We start from the raw sequence: 13,115 nt of genomic DNA, 5'->3' as shown, positions 1-13,115 counted from the left end.
CCGCGGGAGGAGGTGCGGCAGGCTTTTCGAAAAGAACCGAACAGCAACTGGGAGGAGGAGTGTCGCTGTTCCTTCAGACGCCCTGGGAGGAGATTGGCCGTCTGAAACTCGAAGCTTTGCGGGAGGAGTTGCATTGCTTCGACAGCTCCAACACTACATCGTTCGGCGGCAGTTTCCATGCCTTATGTTGCACTGCAGCTATGCAAATAATTCAAGCTGGTATGACTGGCGATGAGTATGGGGCCCGAACCGACCTCAGCTACCGAGATCGACGCAAAAACGCCCGCGTTACCAGCGGGCGTCGAGCAGTCTTGGAGACGGAAGGTATGCGCGGTCAGCGGGCGACAGCTGCGCGGGCAACGCTGCGGATGTCGGCGCGGTCGATGCCAAGGTCCTGCAATTCGCGGCTGGACATACGGCCGAGTTCGTTAACAGTCTGACGGAACTTGCGCCAGTTGTTGAAAGAGCGTGCTACGTTCATGATAATCCCCTTTCCTGAGGGCTAATGACGTCAGCAACCTTGCTTGGCTCCGGCGTCGTTTCGATGGTTGAGATATAGGCGGTTCAATCGGTTTAAAACAGTGACAATACCTCACCTCACCTATGCGTGCTGCGCATAGGGCGATCGTCCAATTTCGGAAGATGCTTGTTTTTTAACCCCGCGAGCGAGCCCGTTTCGCTGGATGACGCCAGGGACGAAGGGTCGCTTTCTCAGGCCGCCGAGCCAGCTGGCAAGATACCTGTTTGCCTTTGAAAGAGGTTGGCGCCCTGATCGACTGTCCTCGGCTCCTCATGCCAATCTCGGTTCGCAAAATCGGTGGAAGTGATCCTATGGGAGTGCTCGAAGGGCGCTCCTGGGACCACGCGGGGGGCTCCCACTGTCCGCCGACGAGGTCAGCGATCTCCGTAAAAATGAAGCCTGGTTAAATTGCCCTGGCGGTGACCGGCTACGGCGCGGTTTTCTCCTCCAGAACATACCGGAAGTCACAATGTGTCGCGCCTTGCATGATGGTCTGCGTGCGAGACATTTTGATGCGGGCATCGTAGCCTTTGCAGAAGACGGCATCCCGGTTACAGGACAGGAGATGGCCTATGTGGCCGAGCCCCATCTCGCGGTAGGTTTCGGCATAACGACAGCGCAGGACGTTGTAGTCAAATACCTTGTCATCCGCCCGCACGACCTCGATTTCAAGCGCGTCATCTTGCGTCCAAAGGCTTTGCAGCGCCTGAAACGTCAACAGACTGGTGCCTTCCTCCGTCGCGTCTGCGAATTCACGGGCGGCCCGCATCGCCGCCTTGCTTACAGCCGCATCGATAATCGCCTGTGCCTCTGCTTCGCCCAGCCGCTGCCTCAACTCATCATAGATCGGCGCGATAATGGCCGCTTCGATCTTGCGCCGCTGGAGGATGCCCATCGGTTTTGGCGCTTCCACAGTCGCTAGGTCCGGGCAACCTGTCTCTTCAGTTGGCAAATCCGACATGCCGAGTTCCCTTTGCTTCGTCTGTCTAGGGCGGTGGCCGCAACCTTGCCACACGCTGCCGATCACGTTCAAGGCTCGACGTGGCGGTCAGGGCAGCGTTGAATATCACTCGCTTTCATCCGGTGAAAGGAGAATGCGAGCCTGTCGGTTTGTGAGATCCCCCGTTTTAGATCGGAGATCCGCGAAAAGAGCCGTTTCGTGTGCTGTCGTTGACACGCGTCCCAATGCCCGGTCAGCGGCACTAAGACGTCTAAAGACGGAAGAACCGGCCTAACACGGTTCAGAATGGATAGTGTTGCTTCGCATCCTCGATCGTGATCCAGCGAAGATCGGTGAATTCGGCAATCGCCGCCTTGCCGCCGAAGCGGCCGAAGCCCGAAGCCTTTACACCGCCGAAGGGCATTTGCGGTTCGTCGCTCAGTGTCGGGCCGTTTATGTGGCAAATGCCCGTCTCCAGTCGTTCGGCAACGCGCATCGCCCTCTGGATGTCGCGACTGAAGACGGCCGAGGACAATCCGTACTCGGTGTCGTTGGCGATCTGGAGTGCTTCTTCGTCGCCACTGACGCGAATGACGGGTTTCACAGGTCCGAAGGTTTCCCTTTCATAGATCGCCATGCCGGGCTTTACGTGGTCGACCAGCGTTGCCTCGACGATGGAACCGGTGCGTCCACCGCCTGCAGCGACCTTGGCGCCCTTTGCGATCGCGTCGGCCACAATGCCGTCCATTTTCTCCGCTGCCCCGGGCGTGACGAGGGAGCCCAGCACGACCTGTTCTCGCGGATTGCCGGCCACCAGCGAGGCTACGCGCCCCGCCAGCTTTTCAACGAATTCGTCGGCGATCTTTTCATCGACGATGATACGTTCGGTCGACATGCAGATCTGGCCCTGGTTCATGTAGGCGCCGAAGACTGCGGCATTGACCGCACCGTCGATGTCAGCGTCATCCAGTACGATGAGCGGCGCCTTGCCGCCGAGTTCGAGCAGCATAGGCTTCAGGTTCTCGCCGGCAAGGCGGCCGATGATCCGGCCGACAGCGGACGAGCCGGTGAAATTGACGTGCTTGACTTTCGGATTCGTGATCAGTGCCTCGACGATTTCGGCCGCGTTTTCCGGCGCATTGGTGATGACATTCAAGACACCGGACGGGAACCCGGCATCAGTAAAGCATTCGCCGATCAGGCGGTGCGTTGCCGGGCACATTTCGGATGCTTTCAGGACAACCGTGTTGCCACAGGCAATCGCCATTGCAACAGCTCGGGTGCCAAGGATCACCGGTGCGTTCCACGGCGCTATGCCGAGGCAAACACCCTTCGGCTTGCGGATTCCCATTGCAAGCGTATTGGGTTTGTTGGAAGGAATCACTTCGCCGCTGACCTGTGTCGTCATGGCTGCCGCTTCCCGAATCATTCCCGCCGCCAGCATGACGTTGAATCCTGCCCACGGCGCTGTCGCGCCTGTTTCGGCAACCATGGCGGCGGTAAATGCCCCGACTTTTGCCTCCATCGCGTCCGCCGCTTTCATCAGCAGCTTCCGACGTTCGCCCGGGCCGGTCTTCGACCAGGTATCGAAGGCCGCCGCGGCCGCGTTGACCGCACTGACCGTGTCATCCACGGACGCGGCAGCGGCACGGCTCGCTACATCACCCGTGACGGGGTCCATGCGATCGAATGTCTTGCCGTTTGCAGCGCCTTTGGCTTCGCCATTGATGAGCAAATTGATAGTCATGTTTGTTTCCTCCCAGGATCGATCGTGGCCGGATTTTCCGGCGCATTCGCGTGCGGTCTGGCCCTATCGCCGGGTTCGGTCTGACCGCAGTCACGAGGTCTCATTTCAGTTCAGCCGTGATTTTCTTGAGCAGCCGCAAGAATTCCGCTTTCCGCTCCAATCCCACCAGTTCATCAAGTTTTCGGTCGTGTTCACGTGCATGCGCCAGGAGCGATTGGAGAGCCTTTTCCCCTGATTCAGTAAGCCAGAGCGTCACGCTGCGCCGGTCCTCCGGCGAGGGACGCCGCTCGACAAGGCCGTCCTGTTCCATCGCCTTGACCAAGGGCGTGACTGAGGACTTGTCCCGGGCAATCGCTTGCCCGAGGTCCCTTTGAGTCAGTCCGGGATTCCGGTGAATAACCATGAGGCTGGCGAAGCGCCCTGGCCGCAAATGAGGTTCCCCGGTATGCTGTGCGAAGACCTGGAATGACGCGTCTTGGGCGAGACGCAGGTTGAAGCCGACGAAATCTTCCAATGGGCCGAGATCGATGCTGCTGTCCAGCTCGGGGAGTGCGGAAGGGCGCTTGCGCTTCGTCTCGCTCATGTGCTCATCCCTCCATCGACCGCAAGCATCGACCCGGTGGTGAAGCTGCTCTGGTCGGAAGCGAGAAAAAGAACGGAACGTGCCACTTCGTCCACCCTTCCATGACGCCCCAGCGGAATCATTTCATTAAAAAACTCGGCCCCATCGCGACCAATGGCGGCACCGAGGCCATCTTCGACCCGGTGCTGGAACTCGTTGTCGAGTGGGCCGGGATGGATGGAATTGACGCGGATCCGGCGAGGCGCCAATTCTTTCGCCAAGCAGCGCATCAGGCCAACCTGGGCGTGCTTGGCGGTGATATAGGCGTAGACACCGGGATCTCCCCGGGTGGCGGCGACCGAAGATGTCAGAACGATGCTTCCGCCGTCGCGCATGCAAGGCACTGCGTATTTGGCGGCCAGAAACGCGCCACGAACGTGAACAGCGAAAACCGCGTCGAACACCTCCTCGGGGTATTGGTCGATAGGGGCGACGGTACCGAAGTTGCCGGCATTGCTGAAGAGCACATCGATTGGCCCGAAACGGTCCACAGTCGCGTCGACATAGGCCGCCGAATCCCGCGCCTTGCTGACATCGGCTTGAAATATGGCCACCCTGTCGCTCGCCAAGGCGTTGGCGGCGCCGGCAAGTGCCTCTGCGTGAAGGTCGACCAGCATGACCGAGGCGCCCTCGTCGAGGAAGAGACGCGCGGTCGCCTGGCCCAGGCTTCCAGCGCCGCCTGTAATGATGCAAGTCTTATTTTCCAGCAGTCGCATCGGCATTCAGAGCCCCGGTGTTGATGATGAATCGACCAAAACGGATTAGGCCGGTCAGCGAATGAGATCGTCGATCAGCTTGGCGCCGAGGCCGACGCTGTCGTAGTGGCGCTTGCACATGTCGATGTAGTCGAACACATCGAAATGACCGCTAGGCTTGCCCTCATCGTCCAGCCAGATCAAGGGCCCGGTGACGATGAAGAAGGCACGCATGGGCTCCTCGTGGTCATAGGCGACCAGCGTATGGCCTTCTCCCGGCGACTCATAGACGAAGTCTCCGGCGGTCGCGATCCAGTCGTGCTCCAGATAGCCCCAATTTCCGGAGATCGTGTAGGCGAAAACCTCGTGCGGATGATAGTGCCGGTTCACCAGTCCGGCGCTCTTGGCAAACAGGATGTCCGCCCATTTGTTCTGACCAGGCTGGATCCAGAGCGGACGGGAAAAGACCGTATCGCTGAAGGGCACATAGTAGCGTTCATCGCTGGTCGGCGCGTCGTGAATGTATGCTTCCGGCTTTGCGCCTTCGCGAAACACGTTCTGGATCGGCTGCAGATTCCGCCAGAATTCGCCTCCCTGAAATTTCGGCATGCTTGGTCCTCCCGCGTGTTTTCCAACAAACTACCGCAAGCGAAACCGTTTTGGCAATTAGTTTGCCTTCAAACTGTTTTCGATCTATGATTTGTCTATGGAGGCCGCTTGCGCCGGCGGAAAAATAAGGCGCACTCAGGACAAGGGGAGGATGTCAATGAGCAGAATCAATCTATCGATGAGTCGCCGCCACGTGGTCAAAGGGCTGACTGTAGGAGCCGCCGCCACCATGGCGCCGGGCTTTATGACCAGGGCGCTGGCAGCACCAAAAACCATTAAGATCGGCCTCGTGCAGCCGACGACAGGCCCGCTCGCCTTTTTCACCGAACACATACCTTTTGTATTGGATCAGGTGAAAAAGGCCACGGGTGGCAACGTGACGATCAACGGCACGAAGCATCCGTTTGAAATCATCATCAAGGACAGTCAGTCCAACCCAAATCGGGCTTCGGAAGTTGCGCAGGAACTGATCCTGCAGGACGAGGTCGATCTGATTGCCACCTTCGCCACGCCGGAAACTGTCAACCCGGTATCCGACCAGTGCGAAGTCAATGGTGTGCCTTGCATCAGCAATGACGCCCCGCTGGAGCCCTATTTCTTTGGGCGGAACGGCGATCCGAAACTTGGCTGGGACTGGACGTACAACTTCTTCTTCTCCGGCCAGGAACTGGCAGAGACGATGGTGCCCTATTGGAAGAAATTGCGTCCGGAGGGTGTGATTGGCGGCCTGTGGCCGAATGACGGTGACGGCATCGCCCAGTCGAACAAGGAGCGCGGCTTCCCGCCATTCTTCGAGAAACACGGCTTCAAGGTTATCGATCCCGGCCGGTTCGACATGCCGGCATCCAATTACAATGCGCAGATCGGCGCATTCAAGGCCGCAGGCGTCAACATCATCCAGGGCGTGCTGCCGCCGCCCGAATTCACGACGTTCTGGAACAGCGCCGCGCAGCAGGGATTCCGGCCGGATATCGTCTATGTCGGCAAGGCCTGCGAATTCCCGGCCGCGATGGAACCACTCGGTGACCGAGCGATCGGGCTCACGGCTGAGGTGTGGTGGAGCAAGTATCATCCCTATCATTCGGGTTTGACCGGCCAATCCTCGGAGGAGCTCTCGGATGCCTATGAGGCGGCCAGCGGCCGTCAGTGGTCGTTGCCTCTGGGCTTCCGCCATTCGCTCTTCGAAGTGGTGTTCGACACGCTGAAGAGAACACAGAACCCGACCGATCGAGGTTCGATCCGCGACGCGTTGAAAGCGACTAACTACAGGTCGATCGTGGGAACAATCGACTTCAGCAAGGGGCCCTTCCCGAACACCGCTCTGACGCCGCTTGTGGTCGGCCAATGGCAAAAGGGAAGCAAGTATCCGCTGGAGCTTGTCATCGTTGATAACACGACGACACCCGAAGTGCCGGTGAATGGTGAACCCAGCGTCATAAAATACAGCTGATGAGGAACGCCGGGCCACGCCAACGGTTTGGCGTAGCCCGGCGCCATCCGCAATGCAGTCGTATCGGTAATCGACAATGCCCGACGTCAATGAATCTCATACAATCTTGGAACTTTCAAACCTTGAAAAGCACTTCGGTGCATTGCGCGTTCTCGATGGAATCAATCTGAAAGTTCCAAAGGGCTCGATCCTTGGAATGATCGGCCCGAACGGTGCCGGCAAAACGACGCTATTCAACGTCATTGCCGGCGTCCTGCCGGTCAACGGGGGAACCATTCGCTTCCAGGGCAAGGACATCACGAAAGTATCGGTGTGGAACCGGTCGAGGCAGGGCATCGGACGGACGTACCAGATACCCAAGCCTTTCTCGAACATGACTGTTTTCGAGAATGTCCTGGCGGCAGCCCTGCATGGTGGCGGACTTGCGATGGGAGATGCCAGTTTCCATGCCGAGGAAGTGCTGGAACAGGTGAACCTCGCGCATCGCTCCGAAACGCAGGCCGGGGAGCTCTCCTTGCTCGATTTGAAGCGGCTCGAACTTGCCAAGGCCCTCGGCAGCGCGCCGCGCCTGTTGCTGTTGGATGAGATTGCCGGTGGCCTCACCGATGCCGAGTGCGACACGCTGCTTCAGATTATAAGCGACGTCAGTTCCAGGGGAACGACGATCGTCTGGATCGAGCACGTGTTGCGAGCCTTGAGACGCGCGGCGGATTCGATTGTCGTGCTCTACGGGGGAAAGCTCATCGCAAATGGGAGCCCCGATGCCGTGCTGGCCGACAAGGCCGTCAAGGATGTCTATCTCGGAGCGGGCGAATGACACCGCTTCTCTCGGTTGAAGCCCTGTCGGTCTACTACGGAAAGTTCCGTGCCCTTTTCGATGTAAGCCTGGAGGTGGGCGCCGGCGAGATCGTCTCGATTATCGGCGCGAACGGCGCAGGAAAGTCCTCGTTGTTGAAGGCGATCGTCGGCCAGGTTCCCCGCATCGAAGGCGGCATCCACCTGGATGGACGCTCGTTGGATTGCATGTCGACGTCGGCAATTGTCTCGAGTGGAGTGGCGCTTGTCCCGGAGGGGCGGCGTCTGTTTCCGTCTCTGACAGTCGACGAAAACCTGGATATCGGGTGGCAAATCGGGCGGCGAGGATCAATCCGCCACGAGGATATCTTTGGCTTCTTCCCTGCTCTTGCCAGCCGGCGAAAGCAGCGCGTTCGAGAACTGTCTGGTGGACAGCAGCAGATGGTGGCGCTCGGACGAGCCATACTCACCAATCCCAGCCTGTTGCTGTGCGACGAGATCAGCCTCGGATTGGCTCCAGTCATCATCGCAGACCTCTATAACATCCTTCCCGAGATCCGGAAAAAGGGGACGGCCATCCTCCTGGTCGAACAGGACATCTCCCGTTCGCTGGCGGTCTCCGACCGCTTCTACAGCCTTCTCGAAGGCAAAGTCGTGCTGAGCGGCCGTCCGGGCGACGTGTCCCGCGAGGGCATTATTCGTTCCTATTTTGGAGGTTGAACTCTTGCTGGGCGCCTGGATCAATCAAATCGTGCAAGGCATTCTCCTCGGGGGGCTCTACGCAATGTTTGCGATGGGGCTGTCGCTGTCTGCGGGTGTGATGCGCTTCATCAATATCGCCCACGGCGACCTGATCGTTCTCGTCTGCTTCATGATGCTGTCCTTGACGGTTTCGCTGGGCCTTTCGCCGCTTCTGTCGGCCCTGCTCATCCTGCCCATCGCGTTTTTCGCCGGCTATTTGCTCCAGCGCGGTATTCTGGAACGGGTTCTCGGCAAAGGGGTATTGCCAGTCATCCTCGTCACCTTCGGCTTGTCGGTTATCATCCAGAACGGACTTCAGGGGGCTTATGGAGCGGATACGCGAAAAGTGCCGGCTGGCGCGATCGAGGCGGCGACGATTCACGTCGCCGGCGGGGTAAATATTGGAACCCTACCGCTACTCATCTTCGCTTCGGCAATTCTGCTTGTATTTGTGCTCGACCAGCTGCTCTACCGCACCGGCATTGGCGCGCGGATTCGGGCAGTCTCCGACGATCCGGATGCAGCCAATCTGATTGGATTGCCATCCGCGCACATCTATGCCGTCGCGATGGGAATGGTGGCCGTGACGATCGCCATTTCGGGTGGTTTCATGTCGCTCTGGACCAATTTCGATCCGACCAGTGGCCCCAGCAGACTGCTGATCGCCTTTGAGGCCGTTGTTCTCGGCGGCCTTGGAAGCCTGTGGGGAACACTCGTTGGAGGCATTCTTCTCGGTGTTGCGCAAACAGTCGGTGGGCAGATTGATGCCGCTTGGGAAGTGCTCGCCGGCCATATCGCTTTCCTCATCATTTTCACATTGAAGCCACAGGGCTTGTTTCCGCGGTACCCATAGATGAACCCGTCCATCCTTATCGGAAGAGTATTGTTGCTTGCCGGCGTCGTTTTTCTGCTCGCCGCACCAAGCCTCCTGTCCCTCAGAGGCCTGCAGCTTTCGACCGAATTCCTGACTTTGCTCGTACTGGCGTTGATGTGGAACCTGCTTGCCGGCTATGCCGACATCGTTACGGTCGGGCAACACGCATTCGTCGGCATCGGCGCCTATGCCTTCTTCGGCTTTCTCGTATTTGCCGAAATGAACCCCTACCTCTCCGTGCTCCTGGCCGGCCTAGTGGCCCTGGTGCTGGCAGCGCCGATCATGGCGATCATATTTCGGCTGCGCGCCGGATATCTCGCCGTCGGGAGCTGGGTCGTCGCGGAAACCTTGATGCTTCTAGCGGGAAAACTACCCACATTCGGCGGCGGGTCGGGAAAGAGCATGCCGGTCGCCACGGTCAAGCAGTTCGGTGGCAGCGCGATCGAGCGCTATGTCAATATCTATTGGCTGGCCCTCGCCCTTGCCGTGATTGCGCTGCTCGCGACCTGGTATCTCATTCGAACCCGTGTCGGCGTGGGATTGACGGCCATGCGCGACAGTGAGGAAGGGGCCGGCGCGATCGGCGTCAATCTGCATAGAACGCGCATCCTCTGCTTCCTCTGGACCGCGCCGTTCCTCGGAATCGCCGGCGCCATCATCACATCGCAGAAATTGCGCGTTGCCCCCCCCGCGTCCTTCAGCATTATTGATTGGACGGTTTACGTTATCTTCATCGTGGTCATTGGTGGAATTGGGTCATTCGAAGGCCCGATTATCGGAACGATTGTGTTCTTTTTCTTGCGGGAAACACTGGCGGATCTCGGGGTGTGGCATCTCATCATTCTCGGCGCCGTATCGATCACCGTCGTATTGATCGAGCCCAAAGGCATCTGGGGCATATTGCGGCGCTTCCTTCCCGGCGATCTCATCCCACTCGGACATCGTCCGAAAGGCCGGCCCAAGCCAAAGTCAGTGGAGTAAGGACTTGCGCACGACAGACCAGACAGAAAAGTCAGACCTGACCGCCGGCGCGGCAATTTTTCCACGCCTGAAGAAACTCGGCGTCGACTATGTCTTTGCCAATTCCGGCACCGATTTTCCGCCCATCATCGAGGGGTTGGCACAGGCGGCAAGCGCAGGGATCGAGCTACCCAAAGCGATCGCCGTTCCCCACGAACATGCCGCTCTTGGCATGGCTCATGGCTACTATTTCATGTCCGGCAGACCGCAGGCGGTCATTCTGCATACCAATGTCGGGCTGGCGAACGGAGCGATCGGGGCACTTAACGCGGCGATCGACCTTGTCCCGGTAATTCTGATGTCTGGCCGCACACCGGCAACGGAAAAAGGACGATTCGGAACGCGGACCGTTCCCATCGGCTGGGGTCAGGAAATGCTGGACCAGACAGCCTTGGTCCGGGAAGCTTGCAAGTGGGACTACGAATTGCGCTATCCCGAACAGATCGGAGAGATGCTGGACCGGGCCTACGCGATTGCGCAGTCCAGCCCCAAGGGCCCCGTCTATCTAAGCCTTCCCCGCGAAGTGCTGTCCGAAACGGTCAGCGACGAATTGCTTGAGGTTGAGCCGACGATGGCGGCGGCGCAGGCCGAGCCACCAGCCGAAGCGATCCGCAAGGCAGCGGATTGGCTTCTGCGCGCCAAGAGCCCGGTGATTTTCGTCCAGCGAGGCGCCGGTGGCCGCGAGGGATTTGCCGCGTTGACGGCACTTTCGGAAAGGTGGGCAATCCCGGTCGTTCACTACTGGGCCACGCAGATCGGCATTCCGACGGACAGTCCCATGTTCGGCGGCGCCGACCCGGCACCCTGGCTGGCTGAAGCGGATGTCATCCTTGTCATCGACGCCCTCGCCCCCTGGTCTCCCGATATTCATAAGCCGAAGGCCGATGCACGCATCATCCAGTTTGGGCCCAACCCGCTCTTTACCCGGACACCGGTGCGCAACTTCCGATCGGATCTCTCGATCGCCACTGAAACGGCGCCTGGTCTCGTCGCTTTGTATGACGCAATGAAGGAACACGGCTCCGCCACCCACCGCGCTGCGCGCCTCGCTCGGATTTCCGCGGCAACGGCAAAAATTCGAGACGAAGCCAGTGCCGAGGCCGAACGTGCTGCGGAGCCTGTCATGACCAAAGCCTACGTCAGCTTCAAGCTCTCCGAAGTACTTGAAAAACATGACGCGACGGTTCTTTCCGAGCTTGGATGCCCGCTTGCCCCGATGACCCTGAAGTCGTCCGAGAGCTGGTATCAGGAACCGTTTTCCGGCGGCCTGGGCTGGTCCTTCCCGGCCGCCATGGGCATGAAGCTTGCACGGCCGGAGAAGCTGATCGTCGCCACCATGGGTGACGGCTCTTACATGTTCGCCAACCCCGTCGCCTGCCATCAGGTCAGCCAGGCGCACGACATTCCCGTGCTGATCGTCGTCCTCAACAACGCGGAGTGGGGCGCGGTGCGGCAGTCAGTAACTGCGATGTATCCGGACGGTCACGCCGCCAAGGCAAACCAGATGCCGCTGACCACCCTTGCGCCAAGTCCCAAATTCGAGCTGGTCGCCGAGGCATCTGGCGCCTGGGCGAGATCGGTGGAAACCGCCGCCGAGCTCGGGCCGGCGCTTGAGGAGGCGATCATGCAGGTCACCCAGCGGCAGCTTACGGCGCTGCTGAATGTCCGCATCAGATGAGGTGTTATAGAAGCAGGCTGATCACAGCTGCACGCCGCAAATGGCGTACGGTGGACCTGCTGTAGAGTACATGCAGCCCTCCCATGGGGGCTCGATCCCGCGTTCGTGTGCCTGCACCTACGTCTGGAACACCGCCTTCACGTGGCTCGGCCTGCTCGCAAAATAAGAGTCCTCTAATATTATGTGGCCTGCGCCAGGAACCCATGTTAGGTTTTTGCCAGAAGTAACGGAGCAGGACATGGGCATCTTCGATAATGTGATTTCCGGGCTGACTGCGCTTGAGGCAAGCATCGCAGCGATCAACGCGAAACCGCTTCTGGTCGATGCGCAACCAATTCCATCGCGGATAAGCCTGCGAAGCCGGTTGCGTTCGAATCCCGGCAAGGGCGGGAAACGCAAGCGAGCTTCGTCAAAGAAGCCCGCCGAGGCTCGTCGCTCCGATTAGTTCTGGCCAGCCTACATGTTTACCTGACGGCAGTTTCAGCACATACCCAAAGTGTACCCATGTCGTTTACCTCGCTATTTTGATCTATAACGAGGCGCGCAAAGCGAGTAGATTTCCGATACATGGGCATCCTCGACCTTGGTGATCGTTCGTATCGGCAGTCTATCCGCGTTTGGCTTCGTCGCCTCGAAACGAGCGATGACGCCAAGGCGATGGCGGTGCAGGCTGCTTTCATGGCGGTTGACATAGCCATCCTCGCGTTTTTCGTCCTCGGGCCCTATCTGCGAACGGGACCGTCCTACCTGATCATCGATTACGCGATTGCGGCGTGGATCATTCTCGAGATGGTGGCCCGCGCAGTCGCAGCCCCCTCAGTCGGCGCATGGCTCGTTCGACCGATGACATGGGTCGACCTGATCATTCTGGCGACCCTGCTCTTCCCGTCCCTTCTCTTCAATTTCGCCTTCCTCCGGGTCATGCGCCTCTGGGCGCTCGGCCGTAGCCCCCTTCTTCTGGCAGGATTGCGTCGGATTGGTTGCAGCGAATTCGTTGAGGTTCTGCGCGCAATCCTGAACTTCCTGGTCTTCCTCTTCCTGATCACCGGATTCGTCTACACGTCGTTCTTCTACGACAGAAACGGTGAGGAAGGCTTCGTCGACGCCCTCTATTTCACGGTCGCCACTGTCACAACGACCGGCTTCGGCGACATCACGCTGCCCGGAACCCTCGGAAAGCTCACGTCGGTGGTCACCATGATCGTCGGCATCTCGCTTTTTGTACGGCTGGCGCAGGCGGTCGTGCGTCCGCACAAAGTCTCTTTCCCGTGCCCCAGATGCGGCCTGCAGCGGCACGATACCGATGCCGTGCATTGCAAGGCCTGTGGGGAGGTGCTGAACATCCCCGACGAAGGAAACTGAAGGGCCTTGCCGATGGCAGGGTTTCGAGGCGGATTTCAAACCCGGGCGTCATGGGGGGCGAT

General features: G+C 59.2%; 13 protein-coding genes. 7 read left to right on the top strand and 6 right to left on the bottom strand.

Annotation, left to right across the window (positions count from 1 at the left end):
• Positions 1-334: 334 nt before the first annotated feature.
• From AC1DPR_RS06235 to AC1DPR_RS06210, 6 genes are all read right to left on the bottom strand, one after another.
• Positions 335-481 carry a DUF1127 domain-containing protein gene (locus AC1DPR_RS06235; protein WP_018855572.1) on the bottom strand — a complete coding sequence of 49 codons (147 nt, stop codon included), beginning with the start codon at positions 479-481 and terminating at the stop codon, positions 335-337.
• Between the two features lie 466 nt (positions 482-947).
• Complete coding sequence (locus AC1DPR_RS06230) at positions 948-1,415, bottom strand: L-2-amino-thiazoline-4-carboxylic acid hydrolase (protein ID WP_025658447.1); 468 nt, start codon at positions 1,413-1,415, stop codon at positions 948-950.
• A gap of 346 nt (positions 1,416-1,761) precedes the next feature.
• Positions 1,762-3,207 (bottom strand): aldehyde dehydrogenase, encoded by a 1,446-nt coding sequence (locus tag AC1DPR_RS06225; protein WP_477815913.1) that lies wholly within the window; start codon positions 3,205-3,207, stop codon positions 1,762-1,764.
• 100 nt (positions 3,208-3,307) lie between these two features.
• Complete coding sequence (locus tag AC1DPR_RS06220) at positions 3,308-3,790, bottom strand: MarR family winged helix-turn-helix transcriptional regulator (RefSeq protein ID WP_477815912.1); 483 nt, start codon at positions 3,788-3,790, stop codon at positions 3,308-3,310.
• Positions 3,787-4,551 (bottom strand): SDR family NAD(P)-dependent oxidoreductase, encoded by a 765-nt coding sequence (locus AC1DPR_RS06215; RefSeq protein ID WP_477815911.1) that lies wholly within the window; start codon positions 4,549-4,551, stop codon positions 3,787-3,789. Before AC1DPR_RS06215 ends, AC1DPR_RS06220 begins: the two co-directional genes overlap by 4 nt.
• Positions 4,552-4,599: 48 nt before the next feature.
• Entirely contained in the window at positions 4,600-5,133 is a 534-nt protein-coding gene (locus AC1DPR_RS06210) for a 2,4'-dihydroxyacetophenone dioxygenase family protein (protein WP_477815910.1), read from the bottom strand.
• A gap of 157 nt (positions 5,134-5,290) precedes the next feature.
• Here AC1DPR_RS06210 and AC1DPR_RS06205 point away from each other — a divergent pair, with 157 nt between their 5' ends.
• From AC1DPR_RS06205 to AC1DPR_RS06175, 7 genes are all read left to right on the top strand, one after another.
• Positions 5,291-6,583, top strand: a complete 1,293-nt coding sequence (locus tag AC1DPR_RS06205; RefSeq protein ID WP_477815909.1) for an ABC transporter substrate-binding protein — start codon at positions 5,291-5,293, stop codon at positions 6,581-6,583.
• Positions 6,584-6,689: 106 nt separating this feature from the next.
• Positions 6,690-7,400 carry an ABC transporter ATP-binding protein gene (locus AC1DPR_RS06200; protein WP_477815908.1) on the top strand — a complete coding sequence of 237 codons (711 nt, stop codon included), beginning with the start codon at positions 6,690-6,692 and terminating at the stop codon, positions 7,398-7,400.
• Positions 7,397-8,098 (top strand): ABC transporter ATP-binding protein, encoded by a 702-nt coding sequence (locus AC1DPR_RS06195; RefSeq protein WP_477815907.1) that lies wholly within the window; start codon positions 7,397-7,399, stop codon positions 8,096-8,098. The genes AC1DPR_RS06200 and AC1DPR_RS06195 overlap by 4 nt, the downstream gene beginning before the upstream one ends.
• A gap of 4 nt (positions 8,099-8,102) precedes the next feature.
• A complete protein-coding gene (locus tag AC1DPR_RS06190; RefSeq protein ID WP_477815906.1) occupies positions 8,103-8,972 on the top strand; it encodes a branched-chain amino acid ABC transporter permease in 870 nt (289 codons plus the stop codon).
• Positions 8,973-9,974: a branched-chain amino acid ABC transporter permease gene (locus tag AC1DPR_RS06185; RefSeq protein WP_477815905.1), complete on the top strand. Its 1,002-nt coding sequence runs from the start codon at positions 8,973-8,975 to the stop codon at positions 9,972-9,974.
• A gap of 4 nt (positions 9,975-9,978) precedes the next feature.
• The gene (locus AC1DPR_RS06180) at positions 9,979-11,691 is read left to right on the top strand and encodes a thiamine pyrophosphate-requiring protein (protein ID WP_477815904.1); all 1,713 of its coding nucleotides are present in this window, start codon (positions 9,979-9,981) and stop codon (positions 11,689-11,691) included.
• Positions 11,692-12,258: 567 nt separating this feature from the next.
• Complete coding sequence (locus AC1DPR_RS06175) at positions 12,259-13,053, top strand: potassium channel family protein (protein WP_477815903.1); 795 nt, start codon at positions 12,259-12,261, stop codon at positions 13,051-13,053.
• The last annotated feature ends 62 nt before the right edge of the window (positions 13,054-13,115 follow it).

Source organism: Rhizobium sp. 01T417 (genome assembly GCF_056398905.1).
The sequence above is the reverse complement of the archived record's forward strand: the minus strand, read 5'-3'. Positions and strand labels throughout refer to the sequence as shown.